The sequence below is a fragment of the Micrococcus antarcticus genome (assembly GCF_044872765.1).
Classification (GTDB): domain Bacteria; phylum Actinomycetota; class Actinomycetes; order Actinomycetales; family Micrococcaceae; genus Micrococcus.
In genome coordinates this window covers 2,278,531-2,305,356 of the sequence record NZ_CP085253.1, presented here as the reverse complement: position 1 = coordinate 2,305,356, position 26,826 = coordinate 2,278,531, and the positions used below count along the sequence as shown (strand labels likewise).

Genomic DNA, 26,826 nt, shown 5'->3' with positions numbered 1-26,826 from the left:
AAGTGGATGGCGGGGGCGGGCCGGGCGGCGGACGGTCACTCCGTGGCGGAGCGGACCACCGAGTCCCACAGGCCCTCGGCCCACGGCAGGCGGGCGTTCACGGCGTCGGTGGGAGCGGGCTGACCCTCGTCCTCCGCCGGCGCGGCGCCCTCCTCGGGCAGGCCGGAGACGGTGTAGAGGGTCTCTCCCGGCATCACGAGGTCCAGGCGGTCCCGGGCCTGCTGCGCCACGTAGGCGGGGTCGTCCCACCGGCGGATGCGCTCCTCGTACCGGGCCTGCTCCTCCTTGCGCTCGGCGATGTCCGCTCGCGTGGCGGAGATCTCCAGCTGCTGGTTCAGGAACACGCGCAGGGTGGGGGCCAGCAGCACGGCGGCCACGAGGAGCGCGGCCACCACGAGGAGGGAGCGGCCCGTGATCTGGCGGGCGGGGACCGGCTCGGGCAGCGGAGCACGACGACGGGCGGCCTGGCTGACCGCACCGGCCTGCGCCGCGCGACGCGGTGCCCGCGGCGGTGCCTCGTCCGCCGTGGCCGGGGCTGATGAGGACGGCGCCGACTCCTCGGCGTCCTCCTCTTCCTCCGCGGGCCCGGTGGTCACCACCTGCAGCGTGACCGGCCCGGGGCGGGCCTGCCGGGTGGGCTCGGGGCGGGCCTGCCGGGTGGGCTCGGGGCGGGCCTGCCGGGTGGGCTCGGGGCGGGCCTGCCGGGTGGGCTCGGCGGCCGGGGTCGGATCCGGCGTCGCGCGGGGTGCGGCGGCATCGGGATCCTGCGGCGCGAGCGCGGGGTCCACCCGGGGAACGCGGGGGCGGCGAGGGCTCATGCGCGGACTCCTTCGGGGATCGCGGGACCGGTGCGGTGCGGTCGCGGGGACGCCTCCAGGGTAGTCGGCCCGCCTGGGAGGAGGGACGGCGACGGCCGCGCCCCGGTGCGGGGGCGCGGCCGTCTCGGTGGGCGGAGCGGGTCAGCCCTGGTGGCGCGGGAACGCGGAGCGGCCGGCGTACACGGCGGCGTCGCCCAGGTCCTCCTCGATGCGCAGCAGCTGGTTGTACTTGGCCACGCGGTCCGAGCGGGCCGGGGCGCCGGTCTTGATCTGGCCGGCGTTGGTGGCCACGGCGAGGTCCGCGATGAAGGTGTCCTCGGTCTCGCCCGAGCGGTGCGAGATCATGCAGCGGAACATGTGGCGCTGAGCCAGGGCGATCGCGTCGAAGGTCTCGGTGAGCGAGCCGATCTGGTTCACCTTCACCAGCAGGGCGTTGGCCGAGCGCTCGTCGATGCCGCGCTGGAGGCGCTCCACGTTGGTGACGAAGAGGTCGTCTCCCACGAGCTGCACGCGCTCGCCGAGCTGCCCGGTGAGGTGCTTCCAGCCCTCCCAGTCGTCCTCGTCGAGCGGGTCCTCGATGGAGACGATCGGGTAGTTGTCCACGAGCTCGCCGTAGTAGGCGGCCATGTCCTCCGCGGAGCGCTGCTGGCCCTCGAAGGTGTAGGAGCCGTTCTCGAAGAACTCGGAGGAGGCCACGTCCAGCGCGAGGGCGATGTCCGTGCCGAGGGTGTAGCCGGCGCGGCCCACGGCCTCGCCGATCAGGTCCAGGGCGGCGCGGTTGGACTCCAGCGAGGGGGCGAAGCCGCCCTCGTCGCCCAGGCCGGTGGACAGTCCCTTCTCCTGGAGCACCTTCTTGAGCTCGTGGTAGACCTCGGCGCCCCAGCGCAGGGCCTCCGCGAAGGAGGGCGCACCGATCGGGGCGATCATGAACTCCTGGATGTCCACGTTGGAGTCCGCGTGGGCGCCGCCGTTGAGGATGTTCATCATGGGCACGGGCAGCACGTGGGCGTTCGGGCCGCCCAGGTACTTGTAGAGGGGCAGGTCCGCGGACTGCGCGGCGGCCACGGCCACGGCCATGGAGACGCCGAGCACCGCGTTGGCGCCGAGCTTGCCCTTGTTCTCCGTGCCGTCCATGTCCAGCATGAGGCGGTCCACGGCGCGCTGGTCCGCCGCGAACTCGCCCTCGAGCTCCTCCGCGAGCTCGCCCACGGCGGCGACGGCGTCCCGGACGCCCTTGCCGAGGTAGCGGTCCTTGTCCCCGTCGCGGCGCTCGACGGCCTCGAACTCGCCCGTCGAGGCGCCCGAGGGGACGGCGGCGCGGCCGAGGGAGCCGTCGGTGAGCAGCACCTCCACCTCGACGGTGGGGTTGCCGCGGGAGTCGAGGATCTCGCGGGCGTGGATGGCGTCGATCAGGGCCATGGAACGGGTCTCCTTCAATCGAGTCGAAGCGTGCGCATCGGCGGGCACGTCCTCAGCCTACCGGCGTGCCCCGCGCCACGGACCGCGTGACGGGCGCTCGGTCAGCCGGCGTCGGGGGCGGCGCTGAGCGCGTCCCACTCCCCCGCGCGCACGCGGACGGTGAGGGCGCGCAGGGCCCGCTCGGGGTCCAGGCCGGCGGCGCGGGCACGACGCACCAGGGCGAACAGCTCGCGGCCGAGCTCGGCCTCGTCCGCCCAGCCAGCGACGTCGGCGACGTCGGCGCCCGCGTGCTCGGCCGGGGCGAGCGGCGCGTGCCTCCGGAGCGGGTCCTCGGGCTGCCTGGCGGCACGGTCGGCGATCATCGCGGCGGCAGCCAGCGCGGGGAGCCGGTCGGGGATGTCGCCGAAGGAGACGGCGGCGTCGCCGGCACTGCTCGCGCCCGCACCGCTCTCCCCGTCGTCGCGGAGGCTCGAGGCGGCGCGGGCGGCAGCGGCGCGCTCGGCGGCCTTGACTCGCTCCCACGCCAGCTCGACGGCCTCGGGCGTCACGGCGGCCCGCTCCTCGGCCGAACGCAGGCCGCCCTCGGGGGTGAGCACGAGGGGGTTGCGGCGGATCATCTTGGCCGCGAGCGCGTCCGCGGCGTCGTCGAGGCGGAAGCCGGCCGCCGCCGTCGGCGCCCCCGGCGCACGCGAGACCGCCGCGTGCAGGACCACCTGGAAGAGGACGTCGCCCATCTCCCCGGCCAGCGCCGCGTAGGAGCCGTCCGCGCGCCGCGCCGCCGTGTCCGCCCAGGACTCGGCGTCGCGGGACTCGATCTCGGCGACCGCCTCGTACGCCTCCTCCACGAGGTGCTCCGTGAGGTCGGCGTGGGTGAGCGCGGCCGTCCAGGGGCAGTGGTCGCGCAGCGCCTCGACCACCCCGACCAGACGGTCGACCGCCTCACTCATGGGTGGCCCCGCCCGCGCGGATCAGGCGTCCTCGGCGTCGTCGTCCGACGCGAGCTCCTCGAGCGCGGCGTCGGAGGCGCCGCCGGAGATGGCCTCGCCCCAGCCGGCCACGAGGATCTCGGCGAGGTCCTCCCGCTCGTCCACAGGCAGGAAGGCGGCCTCGGCGGCGTTGAGCTGCAGGTCCAGCAGCTGGGCCAGGGAGTAGTCGAAGGTCTCGGCCAGCAGGTACAGCTCGTCCGTGAGGGAGACGTCCGAGACCAGGCGGTTGTCCGTGTTCACGGTGACTCGGAAGCCGAGCTGCATGAGCAGGTCGATCGGGTGGCCCACGATGCCCTCGGCGGCGGCGACCGCCCCGGTCTGCAGGTTCGAGGAGGGGCAGACCTCGAGGGCGATCTGGCGGTCGCGCACCCACGCGGCCGTGGGGCCGAGGTCCACGATCCCGGTGTCCTCGGGCAGGCGCTCGCCGTCCTCGTCCACGGCGCCGTACTCCACCGAGATGTCGTCGGCGATCCGCACGCCGTGGCCCAGGCGCAGGGCGCGGCCGTGCACGAGCGCGTCCTGGACGGAGGCCAGTCCGTCGCCCTCGCCGGCGTGCACCGTGACGGGCAGGTGCTGCTCGGCGAGCCAGGTGAAGGTCTCGGTGAAGCGGGAGGGCGGGAAGCCGGCCTCGGCGCCGGCGATGTCGAAGCCCACCACGCCCTTCTCGCGGTGGCGGACGGCGAGCTCGGCGATCTCCTGGGCGCGGTCGGCGTGGCGCATGGCCGTGAGGAGCTGGCCCACGCGGATCAGGTGGCCGGCCTCGTCGGCGGCGTCCACGGCCTCCTCGAGGCCCGCCTGCACGGCCTCGACGGCCTCGTCCAGGCTCAGGCCGGCGGTCAGATGCTGCTCCGGGGCCCAGCGGATCTCCGCGTAGACCACGCCGTCCTCCACGAGGTCCTCCACGAACTCGCGGGCCACGCGGCGCAGCTGCTCGCGGGTCTGCATCACGGACGTGGTCAGGGCGAACACCTCGAGGTACTTCTCGAGGGACTCCCCGTTGGCGTGGGAGGCGATCCACGCGGCGAGGGCGTCCTCGTTCTCGGCCGGGACGTCCGTGCCCGCCTCGCGGGCGAGCTCGAGCACGGTGGCCACGCGCAGGCCGCCGTCGAGGTGGTCGTGCAGGCAGACCTTGGGCAACGCGGCCAGGTCGATCTGCAGGGGCGAGGGGGCGGCGGAGTCCGGGGTCTGCGTGGCGGTGTTCACGGCCTCACTCTACGACAGGGAGCGAGTCAGCCCAGGGCCTCGTGCTCCTGCGGGGTGAGGCCCCCGGCATCCCGCGCGAGGCGGCGGCGCAGCACGGCCTTCACGGCCCGGTCCACCAGGAGTCCCACGGCCCCGGCGACCGCCACGGAGAGCAGGATCTGCAGCACCGCGTTGTGCAGCCAGCCGGCCGTCAGACGCGCGATCAGGATGGAGTACGCGGACCACGCCATGGTGGAGAACACGTCCAACAGGCCGAACCGCCAGAACGGGTACCGGACCGCCCCCGCGGTGAGGTTCACGGCCACCCTGCCGCCCGGGATGAACCGGGCGGTGAAGAGCATGAGCGCCCCGTGGTCCGTGAGGTGATGACGCGCGACGGCCACGCTCGCCTGGATCCGCGCGGTGCGCATCCAGCGCCAGCGCTCCACCCCGACCGAGCGCCCGATCAGGTAGGCGGCGAGGTCCCCGAGGAACGCCCCGAGGAAGCCGGCCGCCCAGAGGGCCCCGAGCGAGAACGGATGGCCGTCATGCACGATCGAGGCGAGGGCCACGATCACGGACTCGGAGGGGAAGACCGGCACGACGCCGTCCAGCAGGCACAGCGCCGCGGTGAGCGGGAGGACCCACCACTGCGCCGCCGCCTCCCGGATGGTGTCCTCGAGCCAGGCCAGCACGGACGTCCTCAGCCGATCCGGTCCAGGATCACCGAGCGCTCCCGCAGCGCGGCAGCCGCCGCCTCGTCCGCCTCGGCCACGGCCCAGCCGCCGGCGAGCGCCGCCTTCGCGCGCTCGAAGCGCTCCGGGGTGTCGGTGTGCAGGGTCATGAGCGTCTGGCCCTTCGCCACGCGGTCGCCCGGGCGGGCGTGCAGCTCGACGCCCGCGCCCGCCTGGACCGGCTGGCCCTGACGCTCGCGGCCCGCGCCGAGGCGCCACGCCGCCAGGCCCACAGCCATCGCGTCGAGCTCGGTGAGCACGCCGTCCGTCTCCGCGGTCACGGCCTCCGTGTGCGCCGCCGTCGGGAGCTGCGCGCGCGGGTCTCCGCCCTGCGCCTCGATCATGCGGGTCCAGACGTCCATCGCGCGGCCGTTGCGGAGGTTCTCCGCGGGGTCCACGCCGGTGACGCCCGCGCCGGCGAGCATCGCGCGGGCGAGCTCCACGGTCAGCTCCACGACGTCGGCGGGGCCGCCGCCGGCGAGCACCTCCACCGACTCACGCACCTCGAGGGCGTTGCCCGCGGTCAGGCCGAGCGGCACGGACATGTCGGTGAGCAGCGCGGTGGTGTTCACCCCGGCGTCGCGGCCGAGGTCCACCATGGTGCGGGCCAGCTCGCGAGCGTCCTCCTCGTTCTTCATGAAGGCGCCGGAGCCGCACTTCACGTCGAGCACGAGCGTGCCGGTGCCCTCGGCGATCTTCTTGGACATGATGGAGGAGGCGATCAGCGGGATGGCCTCCACCGTGCCGGTGACGTCGCGCAGGGCATAGAGGCGCTTGTCCGCGGGCGCCAGACCGGCGCCGGCGGCACAGATGACGGCGCCCACCTCGCTCAGCTGCCGCATCATCTCCTGGTTGGAGAGGTCCGCACGCCAGCCGCGGATGGACTCGAGCTTGTCCAGCGTGCCGCCCGTGTGGCCGAGGCCGCGGCCGGAGAGCTGCGGGACGGCCACGCCGTAGGAGGCCACGAGCGGGGCCAGCGGCAGCGTGATCTTGTCCCCCACGCCGCCCGTGGAGTGCTTGTCCGTGGTGGCCAGGGGGCGACCCTCCGGCGTGGTGAGCCCCGCGAAGTCCATGCGCTCGCCCGACGCGATCATGGCGGCGGTCCACTCTGCGATCTCCCGACGCTCCATACCGTTGAGGAAGATCGCCATGGTGAGGGCGGACATCTGCTCGTCCGCCACGACGTCACGCGTGTAGGCGTCCACCACCCAGTCGATCTGCTCGCGGGTCAGCGCGTGGCCGTCCCGCTTGGCGTGGATGACCTCGATGGCGTCGAACGGCTCGGCGGTGCTCTGGCTCTCGGTGCTCACGGTGTCCTCGTCTCTGGTCGGTCAGGCGTCGGCCGCGACGGCGGCGGGCGCGGCGTCGGCCGCGCGGTCCAGGTCCTCCGGGCCGAAGGCGTCCGGGAGCACCTGTTCCATGGTGCGCTGACCCGACGGGGTCAGCAGGACCATGCCGGGGGCCCGGAACTCCCACAGCAGCTGGCGGCAGCGGCCGCACGGCATGGTCAGCACATCATCCCCGTTGACGCACACGAACGCCACGAGCGCCCCGCCCCCGCCCATGCGGAGGTCCGCCACGAGCGAGCACTCGGCGCACAGGGTCAGCCCGTAGGACGCGTTCTCGATGTTGCAGCCGCGGACCACGCGGCCGTCCGCGGTGAGCGCCGCCGCCCCGACCCGGAAGCCCGAGTACGGCACGTAGGCGTGCGCGGTGGCCGCGAGGGCCTCGGCGCGCAGGGCGGCCCAGTCCACGTCCACGCTCACTCCTTCACGTAGGGCGTGCCGGCCGCGGCGGGACCGCGCGAGCGGCCCACGAGGCCCGCGACGGCGAACACCGTGACCAGGTACGGCAGCATCGCCATGAACTGGCTGGGCACCGGGGTGCCCAGGATCGCCAGGACGTACTGCATGTTGGTGGCGAAGCCGAAGAGCAGCGCCGCGAAGAACGCGCCGATCGGGTTCCAGCGGCCGAAGATCACCGCGGCGAGGGCGATGAAGCCCTGGCCCGCCGTCATCTCCTTCGAGAACGAGGACGAGGCCACCAGGGTGAAGAACGCGCCGCCCATGCCGGCCACCGCGCCGCCGAGCATGACGGCGAGGTAGCGGGTGCGGTTCACGTCGATGCCCACGGTGTCCGCGGCCTTGGGGTGCTCGCCCACGGCGCGCACGCGCAGCCCCCAGCGGGTGCGGAACAGGGCGAACCACAGCACCACGACGATCGCGTACATCCCGTAGCCCAGGATCGTCTGGTTGAAGAGGATCGGGCCCAGGACGGGGATGTCCGCGAGGACGGGGATGCGGATGTTCTCGAAGTGCGGCGGCCGGTTCATCCCGGCGCTGCCGGTGAGCACCGTGGAGAACAGGAAGTTGGTCAGGCCGGCCACGAGCACGTTGAGCACCACGCCGACGATCACCTGGTTCACCAGGTACTTGATGGAGAACACGGCCAGCAGCCAGGAGACCAGCACGCCGGAGACGACGGCGGCGGCCAGGCCCGCCCACACGGACCCGGTGAGCGAGCCCACCACGGCGGCGGTGAACGCGCCGGAGAGCAGCTGGCCCTCGATCGCGATGTTCACCACGCCGGAGCGTTCGGCCAGGATGCCGGCCATCGAACCGAAGATCAGCGGCACGGCGAGCGCGAAGGAGCCCGCCACGAGGCCGGTGAGGAACACGGTGCTGTTGTCCGCCGAGCCGATCACCCAGATCAGGAACGCGGCGACGAAGGCCAGGGCGAACAGCCCCGCGACCCACCCCGGCACACGGCCGGTGCGACGCATGGTCAGCCAGCTCAGGGCCGCCAGCGCGATCAGCAGGCCGGTGAGCAGCCAGCCCCACAGCACGGGGTCTGCGGAGAGGTCCGGCAGGGCGACGGCGTCCCCGGGCGCGGAGATGCGGAAGGTGGCGGTCTCGGACGGCGCGCCCACGGCGAACAGCCCGAGGGAGAGCAGCGCGAACAGGCTCAGGACGATCGGGACGGTCCAGTGGCGGACCACGACCTGCTCCGGCTCGGCCGCCTCGGGGCGGACGGTCGGCGTCTCATGGGCGGTGACGGCGGTGCTCATCGGTCCTGCCCCTCCTTCTCGGATGAACGCTGGGCGGCGGGGGTCGGCGCGGCGGAGGCGCCGGCGGCGGCCTCCTGTACCGACTCGGCGGGGACGGCGGCCTGACCCGAGGCCCCGGTGACGGCGGCGCCGGCGGCGGCCGGCTGGGTCACGGGGTCGGCGGTGCGGCGGGCGCGGGCCGCACCCGGGGCGGGCAGGCGGAAGATCGTGCGCACCAGCGGCGGGGCGGCGATCAGCAGCACGATGAACGACTGGACCACGAGCACGATGTCGATCGGCACGCCGGTCTCGGACTGCATGGTCACGCCGCCCGCGCGCAGAGCGCCGAACAGCAGGCCGGCGAAGAGCACGCCCACCGGGTTGGACCGGCCCAGCAGCGCCACGGTGATCGCGTCGAAGCCGAAGGATCCGGCCACGGAGCCGTTCAGGCTGCCCTCGGTGCCGGAGACGTGCGTCATGCCCGCCAGGCCGGCCAGGGCTCCGGAGATCGCCATGGCGGCCACGTAGGAGCCCTTGACGGAGATGCCCGCGGTGCGGGCGGCGTCCGGGTTGGCGCCCACGGCGCGCAGGCGGAAGCCGAGGGTGGAGCGCTGCATGAGCCACCACGCGAAGGCGGTGGCCAGCAGCGCCACCACGAAGCCCCAGTGCAGGCGGAAGCCGTCGCCGAACATCCGCGGGAACATGGCCGTGGCCGGCAGCGACTCCGAGATCGGGTTCGTGCTGCCGGGGGCGCGCAGCACCGGGGTGTTGAGCAGGTAGGCCAGCAGGTTCACGGCCACGTAGTTGAGCATGATCGTGAGGATCACCTCGTGGGCGCCGGTGAGCGCCTTGAGCACGCCCACCACGGTGCCCCACAGGAGGCCGCCGAGCGCGCCCATGATCAGCACCAGGAGCAGGTGCACGCCGAAGGGCAGCTGCAGGTGGACGCCGAACCACGTGGCGAACATGGCGCCGAAGACGAACTGGCCCTGGCCGCCGATGTTGAACAGGCCCGCGCGGAAGGCGATCGCGATGCCCAGGGAGATGATGATCAGCGGCGTGGCCACCGTCAGCGTCTCCGTCAGCGGGTAGAGCATGCCGCGGAGCGTGGAGGCCTCGTAGTTGAAGATCGCGCCGCGGAACAGGGCCGCGAAGGCCTCCGAGAACGCGGTCCAGGCGGCGCCGAGCAGGTCGCCCGGGCGGGCGAGGAAGTAGCCGAGGGCCTCCTGGACGTCCTCGTCCACGGCGATGATCAGCAGGCCGGAGACCAGCAGGGACAGCAGGATCGCCAGGACGGTGACGGTGCCGTTGCCGGAGAGGATCCGGCGCAGGGCGGAGTCGGACTCCGCGGGGGCGGGCCGGCCGGCGCCGGGCGCGGCCGCGGGCTTGAGCGGTGCGGCGGTGCTCACGGGCGCTCTCCTTCCGAGGTGGGGCGGGCGGGGGCGGCGGTAGATGCGCCCGCGGGTGCGGTGGCGACCGGGGCGACGGCGTCGGGGGTCTGGCCGGCCATCATGAGGCCGAGCGTCTCGCGCGAGGTGTCCCCGGGCACGATGCCCACGATCCGGCCGTGGTACATCACGGCGATCCGGTCGGCGAGCTCGAGGACCTCGTCCAGCTCGGTGGAGACGATGAGCACCGGGGTGCCCGAGTCACGCTCGGCGATGATCCGGTCGTGGAGGAACTCGATCGAGCCCACGTCCACGCCGCGCGTCGGCTGGGAGGCGATGAACAGGCGCAGCCCGTCCACGAGCTCGCGGGCCATGACGACCTTCTGCTGGTTGCCGCCCGAGAGCGAGGAGACGGGCAGGTCCACGCCCTGGGTGCGGACGTCGAACCGGGCCGCGCGGGTCTCGGCGAACCGGCGCACCGCGGAGGGGCGCATCTGCAGGGCGTTGCCGGCCGGGGCCACGTCGTAGCGGTTCAGGACCATGTTCTCGGCCACGGAGAACGAGCCGACGAGGCCGTCCGTGGAGCGGTCCTCCGGCACGAAGCCGACACCCGAGCGGATGATCCTCCGGGTGGAGCGGCCGATCAGCTCCGCGCCGTCCAGGGTGACGGAGCCGGTGGCCTTGACCAGGCCCATGATGGCCTCGGTGAGCTCCGTCTGGCCGTTGCCCTGCACGCCCGCCACGGCGAGCACCTCGCCCTGGCGGATGCCGAAGGACACGGAGTCCAGCAGCACCTGGCCGGTGGGTGAGACCACGGAGAGGTCCCGCAACCGGAAGGTCTCCTCGCCCAGGGTGGCGGGGGTCTTCTGGCGCTCGAGGACGACGTCGCGGCCCACCATGAGCGCGGCCAGCTCGGAGGCCTCGGCCGTGGGGTCTGCGGTGCCGACCACGCGGCCGCGGCGCAGCACCGTGATGTCGTCCGAGACGGCCTTGACCTCGCGCAGCTTGTGGGAGATGAACACGATCGCCGTGCCGTCCGCGCGCAGCTGGCGGATGATGCCCAGCAGCTCGTCGGTCTCCTGCGGGGTGAGCACCGCGGTGGGCTCGTCGAGGATGAGGATGCGGGCGTCGCGGACCAGGGCCTTGATGATCTCCACGCGCTGCTGCACGCCCACGGGCAGGTCCTCGACCACGGCGTCCGGGTCCACGTCGAACCCGTACTGGGCGGAGATCTCGCGGATGCGGCGGCGCGTGGACTCGAGGTCCAGCACCCCAAGAGCGCGGGTGTGCTCGTCGCCGAGCGCCACGTTCTCCGCCACCGTGAACACGGGCACCAGCATGAAGTGCTGGTGCACCATGCCGATGCCGGCGCGCATGGCCTCGCCGGGCCCTGAGAAGCGGACGGGCTCCCCGTCCAGGAGGATCTCGCCCTCGGTCGGCTCGTAGAGGCCGAACAGGACGTTCATCAGGGTGGACTTGCCTGCGCCGTTCTCACCGAGGAGGGTGTGCACCCGCGCCGACTCCACGGTCAGGTTCACGTCCTCGTTCGCGGCGAAGGTGCCGAAGCGCTTGGTGATCCCGCGCAGTTCGAGCCTCATCGGTGGCCTTCCGTCATTCTGGTCTCACTCGTGCTGGTCAGTGCCCGGGGACGGGCCCCGCACGGCGCGGGGCCGGCCCGGAACGGGTCCGGGCCGGCCCCGCGGCCGGTGCGGCTGCCGGTCAGGACGCCGGGGAGTACTCCGAGCCGACCTTCAGCTCGCCCGAGACGATCTGCTCCTGGAGCGCCTTCAGCTCGTCCTTGAGCTCCTGGGGGACGGACTCCTCGAAGTCGTGGAACGGGGCCAGCTCGACGCCCCCGTTCTCCAGGGTGCCCACGTACGGGTCCGAGGAGAACTCGCCCTTGAGGTCCTGACCGATCACGTCGGTGACGGACTGGCCCATGTTCTTCACCACGGAGGAGAGGATGACCTCGCCGTCCTCGGTGGACTCGTAGCCGTCCGAGTCCACCCAGATCACCTTGACGTCCTTGCCGCCGTCGTTGGCCTCGGTCACGGCGTCCAGGGTGCCCAGGCCCACGGGGCCGGCCACCGGCATGACGATGTCCGCGCCCTCGTTGATGAAGTTGGCCGTGTTGGTCTTGCCGGCGTCCTGGTTGGAGAAGTTGCCGATGAAGGAACCGGTCTTGGCATCGGGGTTCCAGCCGAGGACCTTCACGTCCTCGCCCTTGGCCTCGTTGTAGTGCTCCACGCCGCGGGCGAAGCCGTCCATGAAGATGGTCACGGTGGGCAGCTCCACGCCGCCGTAGGTGGCCACGGTGCCGGTCTCGGTGGTGGCGGCCGCGAGGTAGCCGGCCAGGAAGGCGGCCTGCGCCGTGTCGTAGGTCAGCTTCTGCACGTTGTCCGTGAAGTCGCCGTCGGTCACGTCCACGCCGTAGAAGTGCGCGTCGGGGTTCTGCTCGGCCACGGGCAGGATGGCCTTGCCCAGCATGAAGCCCACACCGAAGACGGCGTCGCAGTCCTGGTTGACCATGGAGGTCAGGTTGGGGCTGAACTGGCTCGCGTCGTTGGACTCGGCCTCGGCGATCTCGATGCCGTACTGGTCCTCGGCAGCCTTGAGGCCCTCGTAGGAGGACTGGTTGAAGGAGCGGTCGTCGAAGCCGCCCTCGTCCGAGACGATGCAGGCCTTGTAGTCCTTGTTGTCCGAGCCGGCGGCGGCCTCGGCGGAGGCACCGGTCGAGCCGGCGGCGGAGGAGGAGGACTCCTCCGGCGGGGCGCCGCAGCCGGCCAGCAGGAGGCTGGAGCCGAGCACGGCGGCGGGGATCAGGAGACGGCGGCGGTCGGACGAGGCGGAGACGATGCCCATGGGGTCCTCTTTCGGAAGGCGCGATGCGATGAGAGCGGACCTCCGGGGAGGCCTGCGACGGCGGCGGCGGACGGGCCGGTGCGGGGCACGGCGAGCGCCCGCGTGCTCGATGCGCGTGAGTTTACCCAATGTTCTCTCCGTGTCCGCACGCCGTGCCCCGGACCCTCGGGCGGGGTCCAGGTCAGAGGGTCTCCCCCCCGGTCAGCGCCTCGAGCGCGGCCGCCGCGAAGACCCGCATGCCCACGCCGATGGCCCGCTCATCCGGGACGTAGTCGCCGCGGTGCAGGTCGTACGTGATGCCGCCCGGGGTGCGGGTGCCCAGGCGCAGCATGGAGCCGGGCACCGTCTGCGTCATCCACGCGAAGTCCTCGCCGCCCATGGACTGCGGGGTGAGCTGGATGGCACGGGGGCCGAGCTCGCGGCGCGCCGCGTGCTCGATCAGGGCCGTCTCCGCCTCCGCGTTGTGCACGGGCGGCACGCCGCGGATGTGCTCGAGGCCCACGTCCACGCCGTAGGGGGCGGCCACCTGCGTGACCACCTCGTCGAGGAGCTCACCCGCCTCCTCCCACACGTCCGCGTCGAGGCAGCGCATGGTGCCCGCGAGGTAGCCGGTGTTGTCGATCGCGTTCGGCGCGCTGCCGGCGGCGATCTGGCCCCACACCACGGAGACGGCGGAGCGCACGTCGATGCGGCGCGAGAGCACGGCGGGCACGTTGATCGCGATCTGCGAGAGCGCGAACACCATGTCCTCGGTCAGGTGCGGGCGGGAGGTGTGGCCGCCGCGTCCGGTGAGCGTGATGCGGATGGTGTCCGCGGCCGAGGTGATGGCGCCAATGCGCGTGCCGATCGTGCCGACGTCGACGTGAGGGTCGCAGTGGGCCGCGAGGATGCGCGGCACGCCCTCGAGCACGCCCTGGCGGATCACGGAGAGCGAGCCGCCGGGCAGGCGCTCCTCGGCGGGCTGGAAGATGATGCGCACCCGGCCCCGCACCCGCTCGGCGGCGGCGCGCAGCCGCGGGTCGGGCGTGGAGCCGCGCAGGATGCGGGCGAGGGACAGGGCCGTGCCGAGCATGACGGCGGTGTGCACGTCGTGGCCGCACGCGTGGGCCACCCCGTCCTTGACCGAGACGTAGGGCAGCCCCGTCTCCTCCTCCACCGGCAGCGCGTCGATGTCCGCGCGCAGCGCCAGCACGATCGGCCCCTCGCCGACGTCCACGTAGAGGCCCGTCCCCTCGAGGCGCACGGGGTTCAGTCCGTAGTCCGCGAGCGTCTCCATGATCAGGTCCGTGGTGCGGTACTCCTCGAAGGAGAGCTCGGGGTGGCGGTGCAGCTCGCGGCGCACGGCCACCGCCACGTCCTCGAGGTCACGGACGACCGCGGCCACGGACGGCACGGCCGCGGGCGCGCGGGCGTCGCGGAGGACGGAGTCGGAGGTGCTCATGGGGCAGGACCCTACCCGCAGCGCGGGCGGACGTCCCCGCCCGGTGACCGCCGGCGTCCCCGGGCCCCGCGTCAGGGCCCGCCGTCAGAGGACGTCGTCGGCGCCGGTGGCCTTGAGCGACTCCACGGCCTTCTTCACGTCCTGCGCGTGGGCCGTGGTGGTCACCAGGAGGGCGTCCTCGGTGTCCACGATCACGACGTCCTCGATGCCGATGAGCGCGATCACGCGCTTCGTGTCCGTGACCACCACGCCGGACGCGTCGTCCGAGTACACCCGGGGGGTGTCCCCGATGACGGTGATGCCGGAGGCGTCCTTCACCGGGTTCAGGCGGGCGATCGCGGCGAAGTCGCCCACGTCGTCCCACGTGAAGGTGCCGGGGATGACGGCCACGTCACCGGCCGTGGCGGCAGGCTCGGCCACCGCGTAGTCGATCGCGGTCTTCTTGAGCGTGGGCCACACCCGCTGCATGACCTCGTCACGCCGGTCCGTCGCCCACGCGTGGGCGATCTCCATGAGTCCCGCGTGCAGCTCCGGCTCGTTCGCCGCGAGGTGCTCGAGCATGAGGCCGACCGGGGCCACGAACATGCCCGCGTTCCACAGGTAGCGGCCGGACTTCACGTAGCGCTCCGCCACCTTCTGGTCCGGCTTCTCCACGAAGGCCGCGACGTCGTGCGCGTCCGGGGCGCCGGGCACCTTCAGCGCGCGCCCCTGGCGGATGTAGCCGAAGCCGGTGGCGGCGTGCGAGGGGGTGATGCCGATGGTGACGATCCGCCCCGTGGCGGCGGTGGCCACGGCCTGGCGCACGGCGTCCTGGAACACCTCCACGGGGCCGATCACCTGGTCCGCGGCGAAGGAGCCCATGATCGTGTCCGGATCGCGCAGGGAGAGGATGGCCGCGGCAAGCCCGATCGCGGCGGCGGAGTCCTTGGGCGAGGGCTCGAGCACCAGGTCTCCGTCCTGCAGGGCCGGGAGCTGGTGGCACACGGCGTCCTGGTGCGCCTCTCCGGTCACCACCATCATCCCGGCGGCCAGCGGCGCGAGGCGGTCCCACGTGGCGCGGATCAGGGTCTGGCCCGAGCCGGTGAGGTCGTGGAGGAACTTCGGCGCCGCTGCCCGCGAGAGGGGCCACAGGCGGGTGCCCACGCCTCCCGCGGGGATCACGGCGTGGAAGCGGGCCAGGGCGGGGGCCTCGGCGTCCGAGGGCGCGGCGGCGGGGTTTCGGTCGGTGCTCACCGGCTCAGGGTACGAAACCGCCCCAGGGGGCACCAATCGGCCCCGCGGGCGCGGCGGCGCCGGGTGCGCCCGCGGGGTGCGCCGCCGGGGCGGGCTCCGCGGGCCCGACGGGACGCGTCACAGTGGCGGCGCCCGCACGCGCGGCGGGCCCCCGAGGGTCTACCCTGGTCGGAGGAATCCACTCGCACACGTCCCGCGCCCCGGCAGAACCCTGCCCAGGCCAGGGATCGTGCATTCCCCCTGGAGGTATCAACCGTGTCTAGCGCCACTGCGCAGGCCCCGGCTCAGAGCGGCCGCGGAACCCTGTATCGGGGCCACGGCGGCATGTGGTCCTGGGTGGGCCACCGCGTCACCGGCGTCGTCATCTTCTTCTACCTGCTCGTCCACGTCCTGGACACGTCCATGGTCCGGGTCTCCCCCGAGGCATACGACGTCGTCATCGGCGCATACAAGACCTGGTACTTCGCACTCGGCGAGGCCGGCCTCGTGGCCGCGATCCTCTTCCACGCCCTCAACGGCCTGCGCATCATCGCCGTGGACTTCTGGAAGGGCGGCACGCGCCACCACAAGACCCTGCTGTGGATCGTCCTGGCCGTCTGGGCCGTCCTGGTCCTCGGCTTCTGCATCCGCCACTTCGGCCTGGCTCTGGGAGGTCACTGATCATGAGCACCACCGCTGAGACCCCCCTCGCGGCCCCCCGCTCGGGCAAGCTGGACCCCAAGTACACCCGCTCCAAGGGCGGCAAGGGCAACTTCGAGATGCTCGCGTGGCTCTTCATGCGCGTGTCCGGCGTGATCCTCGTGGTCCTGCTCTTCACGCACCTCTTCACCAACCTCATGGTGGGAGACGGCATCTCCGGGATCGACTTCGGCTTCGTGGCCGGCAAGTGGGCGCACCCGCTGTGGCAGTTCTGGGACCTGGCCCTCCTGTGGCTGGCCATGCTGCACGGCGCCAACGGCATGCGCACCATCATCAACGACTACGCCGAGCGCGACCGCGTCCGCTTCTGGCTGTCGATGATCCTGTACAGCGCCACCGCCGCGATCATCATCCTGGGCACCCTCGTGATCTTCACGTTCGACGCCTGCATGGTGGACGCCTCCGGCGCTCTCATGGAGCGCTCCCCCGCCATCTGCCGCTGATCCCCACCGGATCCGCCTCCCCCGCTCGCGCGGCGTGACCCCCCGGCCACCGCGCCCGCAAGACACCGAGAGAGAGAAACCTGAATGCAGGTACACAAGTACGACGTGGTGATCGTCGGCGCAGGCGGCGCGGGAATGCGTGCCGCGATCGAGTCCGGCCAGCGCGCCCGCACGGCCGTCCTCACCAAGATCTACCCCACCCGCTCCCACACCGGCGCGGCCCAGGGCGGCATGTGCGCGGCCCTCGCCAACGTCGAGGAGGACAACTGGGAGTGGCACACGTTCGACACCGTGAAGGGCGGCGACTACCTGGTGGACCAGGACGCCGCCGAGGTCATGGCCAAGGAGGCCATCGACGCGGTGCTCGACCTGGAGAAGATGGGCCTGCCCTTCAACCGCACCCCCGAGGGCAAGATCGACCAGCGCCGCTTCGGCGGCCACACCCGTGACCACGGCAAGGCGCCCGTGCGCCGCGCGTGCTACGCCGCGGACCGCACCGGCCACATGATCCTCCAGACGCTCTACCAGAACTGCGTCAAGCACAACGTGGAGTTCTACAACGAGTTCTACGTGCTCGACCTGCTCATGGTGGACGAGGACGCGACCCGCGCCGACGGCACCCCGTTCACGCAGAAGCGCGTGGCCGGCGTCGTGGCCTACGAGCTGGCCACCGGCGAGCTGCACACCTTCCAGGCCAAGTCCGTGGTGTTCGCCACCGGCGGCGCCGGCAAGGTGTACAAGACCACCTCCAACGCCCACACCCTCACGGGCGACGGCATGGCCATCGCGTACCGCTCCGGCCTGCCGCTGGAGGACATGGAGTTCGTGCAGTTCCACCCGACCGGCCTGGCCGGCCTGGGCATCCTCCTCTCGGAGGCGGCCCGCGGCGAGGGCGGCATCCTGCGCAACGCGGACGGCGAGCGCTTCATGGAGCGCTACGCCCCCACCATCAAGGACCTCGCGCCGCGCGACATCGTGGCGCGCTCCATGGCCGAGGAGGTCCGCCAGGGCCGCGGCGCCGGTCCGAACAAGGACTACGTGCTGCTCGACCTGACGCACCTGGAGCCCGCTCACATCGACGAGAAGCTCCCGGACATCACCGAGTTCGCCCGCACCTACCTGGGCGTCGAGCCCTACACGGAGCCGGTGCCGGTGTTCCCCACGTGCCACTACTTCATGGGCGGCATGCCCACGAACATCAAGGCCGAGGTGCTGCAGGACAACGACACCGTGGTGCCGGGCCTGTACGCCGCCGGCGAGGTGGCCTGCGTGTCCGTGCACGGCTCCAACCGCCTGGGCACCAACTCGCTGCTGGACATCAACGTCTTCGGCCGCCGTGCCGGCATCTTCGCCGCCGAGTACGCGGCGACCGCCGACTGGGTGGAGCTCCCGGAGAACGGCGAGGCGCCGACCCGCCAGCACATCGAGAGCCTGCGCTCGGCCACGGGCAGCGAGCGCGTCGCGGACATCCGCGCCGAGCTGCAGGAGTCCATGGACGCGGACATGCAGGTGTTCCGCGACGAGGACTCCATCCGCCGCGCCCTGGCCAAGATCGAGGAGCTGCGCGGCCGCTACGAGAACGTGTCGGTGCAGGACAAGGGCCAGCGCTTCAACCTCGACCTGCTCGAGGGCATGGAGCTCGGCTACCTGCTCGACATCGCCGAGGCCATGACCCTCGCGGCCCTGGGCCGCAAGGAGTCCCGCGGCGGCCACTACCGCGAGGACTACCCCGACCGCGACGACGCCAACTTCATGGCGCACACCATGATCTACCGTGACGAAACCGCGGAGATGGAGGGCGTCAAGGGCATCCGCTTCGAGACGAAGCCCGTCGTCGTGACCCGTTACCAGCCGATGGAGCGTAAGTACTGATGAGCCACGCAGCACACGAGACCGAGACCCCCGTGGCCGAGCAGACCGTCGAGGTCGCCGAGCCGACCGAGCAGAAGACCTCGGGCGGCGTCGGCGAGATCGAGTCGTTCGACATCGTCCTGAAGGTCCGCCGCTTCCTGCCGGACACCTCCGAGGAGTCCTACTGGGACGAGTGGCGCCTGACCATGTACGGCACCGACCGCGTGCTGGACGCCCTGCACAAGGTGAAGTGGGACCTGGACGGCACGCTGTCCTTCCGTCGCTCCTGCGCCCACGGCGTGTGCGGCTCCGATGCCATGCGCATCAACGGCCGCAACCGCCTGGCCTGCAAGACCCTGCTGAAGGACCTCGACCTGTCCAAGCCCATCCTGGTGGAGCCCATCAAGGGCCTGCCGGTGGAGAAAGACCTGATCGTGGACATGGAGCCGTTCTTCCAGTCCTACCGCGAGGTCATGCCGTTCCTCGTGGCCAAGGGCCACGAGCCCACCCAGGAGCGCTACCAGTCCCAGGCCGACCGGGCGATCTACGACGACACCACCAAGTGCATCCTGTGCGCCGCGTGCACCTCGTCCTGCCCCGTGTTCTGGACGGACGGCCAGTACTTCGGCCCGGCCGCCATCGTGAACGCGCACCGGTTCATCTTCGACTCGCGCGACGACGCCGGCGACATGCGCCTGGAGATCCTCAACGACAAGGAGGGCGTGTGGCGCTGCCGCACGACCTTCAACTGCACCGACGCGTGCCCGCGCGGCATCCAGGTGACCCAGGCGATCGCCGAGGTCAAGAACGCCATCCTGGCGCGCTCCTTCTGATCCGCTCAGGCCCGGGCTCCCGGGCCTCGCGACCACGACGGCGGCCCGTCTTCCCACGCGGGGAGACGGGCCGCCGTTCTGCGTCCACGGGGTCGCGGCTCAGCCGTCGAAGGCGTCGCGGGTGGAGCGCAGATGCGTGATGAACAGCCACGCCGCGCACGCGATGAGCATGGCCACCACCGACGCGAGCACGAGAGGCCCCGCCCCTCCGGCGGCGACCATGCGGCCGCCGTCGACCATCCAGAAGGCCGCGGTGAGCAGGCCGATCCCCACGAGCACCGTGCCGACCCAGCGGGTGGCGCCGATCAGGCGCGCCGCGCCCCACATCAGGAGCGCGGTGGCCGCCAGGATCCCCACGACGGCGGCCGGCAGCAGCCCCGGCGGGGTGAGGAAGGAGGCGACGTCGGCGTCCGTCACCGCCACCGCACCCCACGCACGCGCCTCGAGCACCGCGCGGGCGTAGCCCGAGACCGACTGGAGGGCGAGCACGCCCGCCGTGGCGGCGGCGCTGAGCACCCCCGTCACGAGCGTCAGGAACTGAAGGCGACGGATCGGGCGGCGGACCACGCGGTCGTGGACGGCGGCGGCGTCGAGGGACGTCTCGGGCGCCGGGTCGGCGCCCGCGGGCGAGGAGTCAGAGGGGTGCGCGTGCATGTCCCCATCCTCCCCCGGATGCGACAACACCCGCACAGGAGGGGGACTGTTCAGGGATTCCCCCTCCGGTGCGGGAGTCGTTTCGGTCGGCCGGGGTCCGCTGAGCACCGTGCGTCGCGGCGGAGCCGGATGCGCTCACGGAACGGGCAGGCGAGGGTGGAGGGTCCGCGACGGTCGAGCGCCGAGGTCAGGCGCCGGCGGGGCGGCCCTGCCGGGTGTAGGCGGCCTCCTCGCCACTGAACGCGTTCACCAGCCACAGGATGTTCACGACCAGGAGGCCGAGGCTGGCCAGGGACGCGATCACGCCCGCGAGGCCGGGGAACGTGGTGAAGCTGAGGAGTCCGGCGAGGGCGCCGAGCGTGCCCAGGATCGCGGCGACGATGCCCACGATCCGCGCCCAGTTCTTCACGGCCCGAAGGCCGAAGTACACGAGGGCGTACACGGCGAGGCCGATCAGCAGGGCCACCACGACGCCGCCGATGAACGAGGCCCGGAAGAAGGCCTCGAACCTGTCGACGTCCTCCGGCGGAACGCCGCCCTCGGCCGAGACGGACTCGCGGACCACGCGCATCATGTCGTCGAGTCCGAAGAGCGGGGGGACGTTCGCGAGCAGCCACAGCGCCGCGGACGCCAGGGTGAGGGTCAGCAGGGTGCGGTGCCGGCGAGGCTCGGGGAGGACACCGCCCTGGCCCATCGGTGCGTACGGCTGGGTGCCGTACCGCGAGCCGGGGGCCGTGCCCGGTGCGGGGTCCTGGCTGGGCGCGGGGTACTGGCCTGCGGCGGGGTACTGGCCCGGAGTGGAGTACTGGGGCCGGTCGATCGGGTCGGGCTCACCGTAGGGGCTCGGGTTCTGGGGAGGGGTGGTCGTCATGTCGGTTCCTCTCAGGGGATGGTGGACTCAGGCGTGGGCGGGGCCGCTCACTCGTAGCGCAGTGCCTCGATGGGGTCCTTGCGGGCGGCCCGGGCGGCGGGAAGGGTGCCGGCCAGGAACGCGATCGCCAGGATCAGCAGGGCGATCAGCAGCAGGGAGAGCGGCTCGACGGCGTACAGCACCAAGCCGGTGACCCCGCTCAGGGCGCCCTGCGTGAGCAGCGCGTTCGCGGTCAGGCCCACGGCCACGCCCAGCCCGATGCCGATCAGCGACCCCAGCAGGCCGATCATCACGGCCTCCAGGGTGAAGAGCCCGAAGATCCGGCCGCCCGTCATGCCGAGGGCCTTCATGAGGCCGATCTCCCGGGTGCGCTCCTGCACCGCCATGAGGAGGGTGTTGATGATGCCGAAGCTGGCCGCCAGCAGGGCGATCAGGGCGAAGCCGTTGAGCACCCACGTCACCGCGTCGATGATCCCTCGGATCACGCCGAGCTGGTCCTCGAGGGTCTGGGCGGAGTAGCCCTGCTCCGCGAGGGCCGCCTGCACGGCCGCCTCGTTCTCGGGCATGCCCTCCACCGTCACCGTGGCGGAGAAGTAGGTGTCGCGCTGCTCCTCGGGCAGCCCTGCGGTCTGGATCTCGTGCAGGCGGTCCTCGACGGCGCGGGAGGGCACCGGCCCGACACCCGAGCCCGAGGCGACGGCCTCGGTCACGCCGACCACCTCCGCCTCCATCCCGCTCTGCTCGCCCAGCGGATCCGCGGCCACCAGGGTCACCGTCTGCCCGAGGACGTCCTCAGGCTCCGTGCCGCCCAGCGCCTCGACCCAGTCCGTCGGCACCGTGATCTCGGCCGCGTCCTCGGCGGGCTCACGCCCGGCGGCCATGGAGAGCGTGCCGATCTCGTACGAGGCTCCCATGAAGGGCACGGCCCACTGGCGGCCGTCCGCGCCCTCGATGAACTCCGGCTCCACGAGGCGGGCGGTCTCCACGGCCGTCACGTGCTCGGCGTCCCGGATCGTCTCGAGGTCCTTCCCCGTGAGCAGGGGCATGCCGAACATCTCCCCGGAGGAGGCCCCCTCGGGGTCGTACTCGGAGGGCGCCCCGCCCATGGAGAACCCGCTGCCCATGTCCGCCTGCTTGGTCACGGTCATCTCGTCCGGGGCGCCGAAGCCCTCCACCATGTTGTCCACGTACTTGTTGATGCCGGCGCCGAGGCCCGTGGTCAGGGTGAGGGTGAACGCGCCGATCACGATCGCGATCACGGTCAGGAAGGTGCGCAGCTTGGAGCGCATCGTGTTGGCGAGCGCGGTGCCCACCAGGTCCGTGGTCCTCATGCGCGCGCCCCCGACTCCTCGTCCACGATCATCCCGTCCTGCATCACGAGCCGACGGTCGCAGCGTGCCGCGAGGTCGTCGTCGTGCGTGACCACCACGAGGGTGATGCCCTGCTCCCGCTGGAGGCCGAAGAGGATGTCCTCCACGGACCGCGAGGTGGCCGAGTCCAGGTTGCCCGTGGGCTCGTCCGCGAAGAGCACCGTGGGGCGGTTGACCAGGGCGCGGGCGATGCACACGCGCTGCTTCTGGCCGCCCGAGAGGTCGGTGGCCCGGTTGCCGGCCTTGTCCGCCATCCCGAGCTGGGCGAGCACGTCCATGCCGCGCTCCCGGCGCTCGCGGCGGGGCACGCCCGCGATCTTGAGCGGCAGCACCACGTTCTCCAGCACGCTCTGGTTCCCGTTGAGGAAGAACTGCTGGAACACGAACCCGAAGGTCGCGTTGCGCAGGCGGGACACCTCGGCAGGGCTCACGCCCGAGACCGGCCGGCCGTCCATCGCGACGACGCCGGAGGTCGGGCGGTCCAGCAGCGCGAGCAGGTGCATCAGGGTGGACTTGCCCGAGCCGGACTTGCCCACGACGGCCACGGACTCCCCCGCGCGCAGCTGGAGGGTGACGCCCTTGAGCGCGTCGAAGCGGGACTCGCCGCGACCGTAGACCTTCACCAGGTTCTCGGTCTCCAGGATCGGCTCGACCCCGCCGAACGGCATCGCATCACCCGGGGAGCGTGCCCCCGCGGTCGTGTGGACGGTGTGGCTCACGTGCTCTCCCTCTGCGCTGAGGCCCGCGTCCCGTGCACGGGGCGGGCGGCGCCCGCCCGTCGCGGGCGCCGGCCCCAGCGTGACACAGGGCCCGGGGCGGGCGCCTCCCCCGCGGGGATGATCCTGCCGCGACGAAGGGAGGAGCGGCCTCAGCCGAGCGGAGGAAGGAAGCCGAGCCGGCCGTACACGTCCTGGAGCACCGGGGTGGCCACCTCGCGGGCCTTGGCCGCGCCCACGGCGAGGATCCGGTCCAGCTCGGCGGGGTCGGCGAGCAGCTCGGTGGCGCGCTCCCGGATCGGGCTCAGGCGCTCGACGACGGCGTCCGCCACGTCCACCTTGAGGTGGCCGTACATCTTCCCGACGTAGCGCTCCTCGAGCTGGGCGATCGGGGTGTCCGTGACGGCCGAGAGGATGGTCAGCAGGTTGGAGACGCCGGGCTTGGCGTCGCGGTCGAAGCGGACCTCCGTGCCGTCGTCGGTCACGGCGGACCTGATGCGCTTGGCGATCACCTTCGGCTCGTCGAGGATGTTGATCAGTCCGTTCGGGGATTCCGCGGACTTGGACATCTTCGCGGTCGGGTTCTGCAGGTCGTAGATGCGCGCGCCGGTCTCCGGGTAGAAGCCCGTGGGCACCACGAACGTCTCGCCGTGGTGGTGGTTGAAGCGCTGCGCGAGGACGCGGGTGAGCTCCACGTGCTGGCGCTGGTCGTCGCCCACGGGCACGCCGTGCGGCTGGTAGAGCAGGATGTCCGCGGCCATGAGCATGGGGTAGGCCAGCAGGCCCACGCCGGCGGCGTCGGCGCCCTGCTTGGCGGACTTGTCCTTGAACTGGGTCATCCGCATGGCCTCGCCCATGCCGGTCATGCACGTGAGGATCCACGCGAGCTGCGCGTGCTCGGGGACCTGGGACTGCACGAACAGCGTGGAGCGCTCGGGGTCGATCCCGCCGGCGATGAACTGGGCGGCCGCCACGCGGGTGCGCTGGGCCAGGGCGTCCGGGTCCTGCGGCACCGTGATGGCGTGCAGGTCGGGGATGAAGAAGTAGGCGTCGAAGTCGTCCTGCGTCCTCACCCAGTTCACGAGCGCACCGAGGTAGTTGCCCAGGTGCAGGGAGTCCGCGGAGGGCTGCATGCCGGAGAGCACGCGGTGGCGCGTGGAGGCGCCGGTGAGGTGGGCGGTGGCGGAGACGTCGGTGGCCAGGACGTCCTGCACGGTGTTCTTCTTCTGGGGGGTGTTCACGGCGTGCCTCGATGCTTCGCGTCGGTGGGGGTCAGTACTGGTAGTCGACCACGAGCGGGGCGTGGTCGGAGAAGCGGGTGGCCCAGCTGGGGGCACGGTCCACGACGGCGCCGCTCGCCCTCTCGGCGAGGTCCGGGGTGGCCATGTGGTAGTCGATGCGCCAGCCCGCGTCCGTGTCGAACGCCTTCCCGCGCATGGACCACCACGTGTAGGGGCCGGGCACGTCCCCGGCGAGGGCGCGGTGCACGTCCACCCAGCCGAGCTCGCCGAAGAAGCGGTCGAAGTAGGCGCGCTCCTCGGGGAGGAAGCCGGCCTTCGTCAGGTTGCCCTTCCAGTTCTTGATGTCCCGCTCGGTGTGGCCCACGTTGAGGTCGCCCGTCACGAGGGCCGGGTGGCTGGCGGCGGAGAGCTCGGCCAGGCGGCGGGACATCTCGCCGAGGAAGAGGTACTTGTCGTCCTGCTTGGGGGTGCCGGCCTCGCCCGAGTGCACGTAGGCGGAGACCACGGTCAGGAGCGAGCCGTCCGGCAGGCGCAGGTCCGCCTCGAGCCAGCGGCCGGCGTCGTCGAAGTACCCGCGCTCGTCCCTGATGCCCGCGCGCACGTCCTCGATGGGGAAGCGCGAAGCGATCGCGACGCCGGCGCAGCCCTTCGCGGCGGCCTCGTGGTCCGCGACGTGGACCTCGGTCCACTCGCCGCCCACGATCTCGGGGACGAGCTTCTCCGTGATCGCGCGGGGTGCGCGGACCTCCTGCAGCGTCAGCACGTCCACGCCGCGGCCGGCGAACCACTGGACCATGCCCTTGCGGTGGGAGGCGCGGATGCCGTTGACGTTCACGGTGGCGATGCGCACCGCGCCGTCGGCCTTGGGGGCGCCCGCGTTCGCGTGAACGACGGGCTCGGCCGGCGTCGACTCGCTCATCGCGCGGCCCTGTCGTCCGTCAGCATGTCCCGCGCGTTGGCGGAGGTGATGTGGATGGTCTCGAGGGCGCGGTCCACCATCTCGCGGTCCATGCCGCCCTCCGCGGCGAGCTGCTCCTTCACCACGCGGGCCTGCACCTGGACGATCTTGAAGGAGTGGTCCAGCTTGGTGTCCCGCATCGGGTCGACCACGGGCTCCACGGTCTCGCCGCGCACCATGGGCTTGCCGAGGGCGGCGACGTCGGCGCGCACCGTGGACACGGTGCGGTCCACCGTGGCCGCCGCCGAGCGCACGCCCGCGCGCAGCTGCAGGAACACGATCACCGCGAAGACCAGCCACCCCGCGGCGATGGCCACCACGAGCCAGCCGATGACGTCGTTCGCGTTGGCCGCGAAGACGATGGCCACCAGGAGCACGATGATCATCACCGTGAAGGCGGTGGAGCCGATGGGCAGTCCCGCGCGGGAGGCGCGGGCGCGACGGCTGGGAGCGGCGGAACCGGTGGGCAGGCTGCTGGACATGGGGATCCTGACGGGAGGCGGACGAGGCTGGCCACCATCATCCCGCACGCGGGCGCCGCGCTCCGAATCGAGCGGCGCACGGGCCCTATCCTTGGGCGGTGACCCCCACCTCCTCTCCCGCGGCCGCGCCCGGCCCCGCAGACGCCCACTTCACCCCGGAGCAGCGGCGCGTGCTCGCGATCCTCCTGATGCCGCTGTTCCTGTCGCTCATGAGCGTGTCCGTGGTGAACGTGGCCCTGCCCGCGATCGAGTCGGGCCTGGGGGCGAGCAGCGCGGACCTCCAGTGGGTGCTCTCGGGCTACACCCTCACGTTCGGCGTCGTCCTCGTGGCGGCCGGACGGGCCGGCGACCTGTGGGGCCGCAAGCCGCTGTTCCTCGCCGGGATCGCGGTGTACGTCCTCGGCTCGCTGCTCGCGGGCCTGGCCTGGAGCCCCGTGGTGCTCAACGGTGCCCGGCTCCTGATGGGCATCGGCGCGGGACTGTTCAACCCGCAGATCATCGGGGTCATCCAGTCCACCTTCTCCGGGCGGGCGCGCGGCACGGCCTACGGGATGTTCGGCACCGTGATCGGCCTGGGCGTGGCGGTGGGGCCGCTCCTGGGCGGGCTGCTCATGGGGCTGCTCGGTCCGGAGGCGGGGTGGCGCGCGTCGTTCCTCGTCAACGCCCCGATCGGGCTGCTCGCCCTGCTCCTGGGCGTGCTGTGGCTGCACCCGCCGACGCGGACCGCCGCCGTCGTCCCGCGCGGGCTGCGCGCCCTGGATCCCGTCGGCGTCGTGCTGCTGGGGGCGGCCACCGTGTCCCTCATGCTCCCGTTCATCCTGCCGGGCACCTGGTGGCTGCTGGCCATGGCGGCCGCCCTGCTCACCGCGTGGTGGCTGTGGGAGAAGCGGGTGCGGGCCGCCGCCCCGCACACGGGAGTCCACCCCATGGTGGACCCGGCCCTGCTGCGGCGCCCCTCGTTCACGTTCGCCACCCTGCACACCTCCGTCTACATGGGCACCATGCCGGGCGCGTTCGCCGTCATCGCGGTGTTCGTGCAGCAGGGCCTGGGGCACTCCGCCCTCGCGGCGGGCATGATCACCCTGGCCTCCGCCCTCCTGGTGACGGCGTCCTCCACGTGGATCGGCTCGCAGGTGCACCGGTTCGGCCCGTGGTTCGTGTTCACGGGCGCGGCCCTGGGCGTGGCCTCCATGCTCGCCCTCATGCTCGCCTTCGTCCGCGTGGCCGACGGCGCGTGGCCCCTCTGGACGCTCGCCGCGCTGCTCATCCCGCAGGGCGCGTCCCAGGCGCTCATCATGACGAGCGCCCAGGTGCTCATGATGGACGACGTCCTCCCCGAGGAGGCGGGGTCGGCCGGCGGCGTCGCCCAGACCGCGCAGCGCGTGGGCACCTCGATCGGCCTGGCCATGGTCACCGGCGTGTACTTCTCCGCCCTCGCGGGCACGGGCCACGCCCCCACCGCCCACGAGTACGGCGTGGCGGGCGGCAGCGCGCTGGCGGTGGTGGCCGGCAGCTGGGCCCTCGTGCTGGTCTCCGCGGGCGCGGACCTGCTGCGCCGCCGTCGGTCCCGGGCCCGCGCGGCCTGAGCGGCACCACCGA

General features: G+C 72.5%; 25 protein-coding genes. 5 read left to right on the top strand and 20 right to left on the bottom strand.

Annotated features, from left to right (window positions below):
• Window positions 1-35 precede the first annotated feature (35 nt).
• From LG274_RS10745 to LG274_RS10685, 13 genes are all read right to left on the bottom strand, one after another.
• Complete coding sequence (locus tag LG274_RS10745) at window positions 36-818, bottom strand: septum formation initiator family protein (protein ID WP_298714067.1); 783 nt, start codon at window positions 816-818, stop codon at window positions 36-38.
• A 141-nt stretch (window positions 819-959) separates the two neighbouring features.
• The gene (gene eno / locus LG274_RS10740; protein WP_404464398.1) at window positions 960-2,237 is read right to left on the bottom strand and encodes a phosphopyruvate hydratase; all 1,278 of its coding nucleotides are present in this window, start codon (window positions 2,235-2,237) and stop codon (window positions 960-962) included.
• Window positions 2,238-2,338: 101 nt separating this feature from the next.
• Window positions 2,339-3,184, bottom strand: coding sequence for a MazG nucleotide pyrophosphohydrolase domain-containing protein (locus LG274_RS10735; RefSeq protein ID WP_298714061.1), 846 nt, complete (start codon window positions 3,182-3,184; stop codon window positions 2,339-2,341).
• A gap of 21 nt (window positions 3,185-3,205) precedes the next feature.
• Entirely contained in the window at window positions 3,206-4,426 is a 1,221-nt protein-coding gene (locus LG274_RS10730; protein WP_298714059.1) for an adenosine deaminase, read from the bottom strand.
• Window positions 4,427-4,452: 26 nt separating this feature from the next.
• Window positions 4,453-5,100 carry a DedA family protein gene (locus LG274_RS10725; protein ID WP_248115417.1) on the bottom strand — a complete coding sequence of 216 codons (648 nt, stop codon included), beginning with the start codon at window positions 5,098-5,100 and terminating at the stop codon, window positions 4,453-4,455.
• 8 nt (window positions 5,101-5,108) lie between these two features.
• Entirely contained in the window at window positions 5,109-6,449 is a 1,341-nt protein-coding gene (locus tag LG274_RS10720) for a thymidine phosphorylase (RefSeq protein WP_298714056.1), read from the bottom strand.
• 21 nt (window positions 6,450-6,470) lie between these two features.
• The gene (locus LG274_RS10715) at window positions 6,471-6,899 is read right to left on the bottom strand and encodes a cytidine deaminase (protein WP_298714053.1); all 429 of its coding nucleotides are present in this window, start codon (window positions 6,897-6,899) and stop codon (window positions 6,471-6,473) included.
• A 2-nt stretch (window positions 6,900-6,901) separates the two neighbouring features.
• Window positions 6,902-8,206 (bottom strand): ABC transporter permease, encoded by a 1,305-nt coding sequence (locus tag LG274_RS10710; protein ID WP_298714050.1) that lies wholly within the window; start codon window positions 8,204-8,206, stop codon window positions 6,902-6,904.
• Entirely contained in the window at window positions 8,203-9,594 is a 1,392-nt protein-coding gene (locus tag LG274_RS10705; RefSeq protein ID WP_298714047.1) for an ABC transporter permease, read from the bottom strand. Before LG274_RS10705 ends, LG274_RS10710 begins: the two co-directional genes overlap by 4 nt.
• Window positions 9,591-11,171, bottom strand: coding sequence for an ABC transporter ATP-binding protein (locus LG274_RS10700; RefSeq protein WP_298714044.1), 1,581 nt, complete (start codon window positions 11,169-11,171; stop codon window positions 9,591-9,593). Before LG274_RS10700 ends, LG274_RS10705 begins: the two co-directional genes overlap by 4 nt.
• A gap of 121 nt (window positions 11,172-11,292) precedes the next feature.
• Complete coding sequence (locus tag LG274_RS10695) at window positions 11,293-12,435, bottom strand: BMP family protein (RefSeq protein ID WP_298714041.1); 1,143 nt, start codon at window positions 12,433-12,435, stop codon at window positions 11,293-11,295.
• A gap of 181 nt (window positions 12,436-12,616) precedes the next feature.
• Window positions 12,617-13,876: an amidohydrolase gene (locus tag LG274_RS10690; protein ID WP_298714038.1), complete on the bottom strand. Its 1,260-nt coding sequence runs from the start codon at window positions 13,874-13,876 to the stop codon at window positions 12,617-12,619.
• 84 nt (window positions 13,877-13,960) lie between these two features.
• Window positions 13,961-15,109, bottom strand: a complete 1,149-nt coding sequence (locus LG274_RS10685; protein ID WP_298714035.1) for a mannose-1-phosphate guanylyltransferase — start codon at window positions 15,107-15,109, stop codon at window positions 13,961-13,963.
• 324 nt (window positions 15,110-15,433) lie between these two features.
• On the opposite strand from LG274_RS10685, the gene sdhC reads away from it, so the two are divergent.
• The 4 genes from sdhC (at window position 15,434) to LG274_RS10665 (ending at window position 18,935) form a co-directional block, all read left to right on the top strand.
• Complete coding sequence (sdhC, locus tag LG274_RS10680) at window positions 15,434-15,769, top strand: succinate dehydrogenase, cytochrome b556 subunit (protein WP_248115504.1); 336 nt, start codon at window positions 15,434-15,436, stop codon at window positions 15,767-15,769.
• A 2-nt stretch (window positions 15,770-15,771) separates the two neighbouring features.
• Window positions 15,772-16,251 carry a succinate dehydrogenase hydrophobic membrane anchor subunit gene (locus tag LG274_RS10675; RefSeq protein ID WP_298714029.1) on the top strand — a complete coding sequence of 160 codons (480 nt, stop codon included), beginning with the start codon at window positions 15,772-15,774 and terminating at the stop codon, window positions 16,249-16,251.
• An 84-nt stretch (window positions 16,252-16,335) separates the two neighbouring features.
• Window positions 16,336-18,123, top strand: a complete 1,788-nt coding sequence (gene sdhA, locus LG274_RS10670; RefSeq protein WP_248115407.1) for a succinate dehydrogenase flavoprotein subunit — start codon at window positions 16,336-16,338, stop codon at window positions 18,121-18,123.
• The gene (locus LG274_RS10665; protein WP_248115406.1) at window positions 18,123-18,935 is read left to right on the top strand and encodes a succinate dehydrogenase iron-sulfur subunit; all 813 of its coding nucleotides are present in this window, start codon (window positions 18,123-18,125) and stop codon (window positions 18,933-18,935) included. Before sdhA ends, LG274_RS10665 begins: the two co-directional genes overlap by 1 nt.
• Before the next feature lie 99 nt (window positions 18,936-19,034).
• On the opposite strand, the gene LG274_RS10660 is transcribed toward LG274_RS10665, so the two are convergent.
• The 7 genes from LG274_RS10660 to LG274_RS10630 all read right to left on the bottom strand — a co-directional run bounded on the left by LG274_RS10660 (window position 19,035) and on the right by LG274_RS10630 (window position 25,227).
• Entirely contained in the window at window positions 19,035-19,589 is a 555-nt protein-coding gene (locus tag LG274_RS10660; RefSeq protein WP_248115405.1) for a hypothetical protein, read from the bottom strand.
• A 187-nt stretch (window positions 19,590-19,776) separates the two neighbouring features.
• The gene (locus tag LG274_RS10655; protein ID WP_248115404.1) at window positions 19,777-20,460 is read right to left on the bottom strand and encodes a hypothetical protein; all 684 of its coding nucleotides are present in this window, start codon (window positions 20,458-20,460) and stop codon (window positions 19,777-19,779) included.
• 47 nt (window positions 20,461-20,507) lie between these two features.
• Window positions 20,508-21,791, bottom strand: a complete 1,284-nt coding sequence (locus LG274_RS10650) for an ABC transporter permease (protein WP_248115403.1) — start codon at window positions 21,789-21,791, stop codon at window positions 20,508-20,510.
• Complete coding sequence (locus LG274_RS10645) at window positions 21,788-22,498, bottom strand: ABC transporter ATP-binding protein (RefSeq protein ID WP_248115503.1); 711 nt, start codon at window positions 22,496-22,498, stop codon at window positions 21,788-21,790. The genes LG274_RS10650 and LG274_RS10645 overlap by 4 nt, the downstream gene beginning before the upstream one ends.
• 200 nt (window positions 22,499-22,698) lie before the next feature.
• A complete protein-coding gene (trpS, locus tag LG274_RS10640) occupies window positions 22,699-23,679 on the bottom strand; it encodes a tryptophan--tRNA ligase (RefSeq protein WP_248115502.1) in 981 nt (326 codons plus the stop codon).
• A gap of 139 nt (window positions 23,680-23,818) precedes the next feature.
• Window positions 23,819-24,706, bottom strand: a complete 888-nt coding sequence (locus LG274_RS10635; protein WP_404464390.1) for an exodeoxyribonuclease III — start codon at window positions 24,704-24,706, stop codon at window positions 23,819-23,821.
• Window positions 24,703-25,227, bottom strand: coding sequence for a phage holin family protein (locus tag LG274_RS10630; protein ID WP_404464388.1), 525 nt, complete (start codon window positions 25,225-25,227; stop codon window positions 24,703-24,705). Before LG274_RS10630 ends, LG274_RS10635 begins: the two co-directional genes overlap by 4 nt.
• A gap of 98 nt (window positions 25,228-25,325) precedes the next feature.
• Here LG274_RS10630 and LG274_RS10625 point away from each other — a divergent pair, with 98 nt between their 5' ends.
• Window positions 25,326-26,813 (top strand): MFS transporter, encoded by a 1,488-nt coding sequence (locus LG274_RS10625; protein ID WP_404464386.1) that lies wholly within the window; start codon window positions 25,326-25,328, stop codon window positions 26,811-26,813.
• The last annotated feature ends 13 nt before the right edge of the window (window positions 26,814-26,826 follow it).

Bases quoted from the DNA above. Each gene is read 5' to 3' on its own strand.
- LG274_RS10655 (WP_248115404.1), bottom strand. From the start codon at position 20,460: ATGACGACCACCCCTCCCCAGAACCCGAGCCCCTACGGTGAGCCCGAC.
- LG274_RS10745 (WP_298714067.1), bottom strand. From the start codon at position 818: ATGAGCCCTCGCCGCCCCCGCGTTCCCCGGGTGGACCCCGCGCTCGCG.
- LG274_RS10690 (WP_298714038.1), bottom strand. From the start codon at position 13,876: ATGAGCACCTCCGACTCCGTCCTCCGCGACGCCCGCGCGCCCGCGGCC.
- LG274_RS10735 (WP_298714061.1), bottom strand. From the start codon at position 3,184: ATGAGTGAGGCGGTCGACCGTCTGGTCGGGGTGGTCGAGGCGCTGCGC.
- eno (WP_404464398.1), bottom strand. From the start codon at position 2,237: ATGGCCCTGATCGACGCCATCCACGCCCGCGAGATCCTCGACTCCCGC.
- trpS (WP_248115502.1), bottom strand. From the start codon at position 23,679: ATGCAGCCCTCCGCGGACTCCCTGCACCTGGGCAACTACCTCGGTGCG.
- LG274_RS10660 (WP_248115405.1), bottom strand. From the start codon at position 19,589: ATGCACGCGCACCCCTCTGACTCCTCGCCCGCGGGCGCCGACCCGGCG.
- LG274_RS10630 (WP_404464388.1), bottom strand. From the start codon at position 25,227: ATGTCCAGCAGCCTGCCCACCGGTTCCGCCGCTCCCAGCCGTCGCGCC.
- LG274_RS10665 (WP_248115406.1), top strand. From the start codon at position 18,123: ATGAGCCACGCAGCACACGAGACCGAGACCCCCGTGGCCGAGCAGACC.
- sdhA (WP_248115407.1), top strand. From the start codon at position 16,336: ATGCAGGTACACAAGTACGACGTGGTGATCGTCGGCGCAGGCGGCGCG.
- LG274_RS10695 (WP_298714041.1), bottom strand. From the start codon at position 12,435: ATGGGCATCGTCTCCGCCTCGTCCGACCGCCGCCGTCTCCTGATCCCC.
- LG274_RS10650 (WP_248115403.1), bottom strand. From the start codon at position 21,791: ATGAGGACCACGGACCTGGTGGGCACCGCGCTCGCCAACACGATGCGC.
- LG274_RS10645 (WP_248115503.1), bottom strand. From the start codon at position 22,498: ATGCCGTTCGGCGGGGTCGAGCCGATCCTGGAGACCGAGAACCTGGTG.
- LG274_RS10635 (WP_404464390.1), bottom strand. From the start codon at position 24,706: ATGAGCGAGTCGACGCCGGCCGAGCCCGTCGTTCACGCGAACGCGGGC.
- LG274_RS10700 (WP_298714044.1), bottom strand. From the start codon at position 11,171: ATGAGGCTCGAACTGCGCGGGATCACCAAGCGCTTCGGCACCTTCGCC.
- LG274_RS10675 (WP_298714029.1), top strand. From the start codon at position 15,772: ATGAGCACCACCGCTGAGACCCCCCTCGCGGCCCCCCGCTCGGGCAAG.
- sdhC (WP_248115504.1), top strand. From the start codon at position 15,434: ATGTGGTCCTGGGTGGGCCACCGCGTCACCGGCGTCGTCATCTTCTTC.
- LG274_RS10710 (WP_298714050.1), bottom strand. From the start codon at position 8,206: ATGAGCACCGCCGTCACCGCCCATGAGACGCCGACCGTCCGCCCCGAG.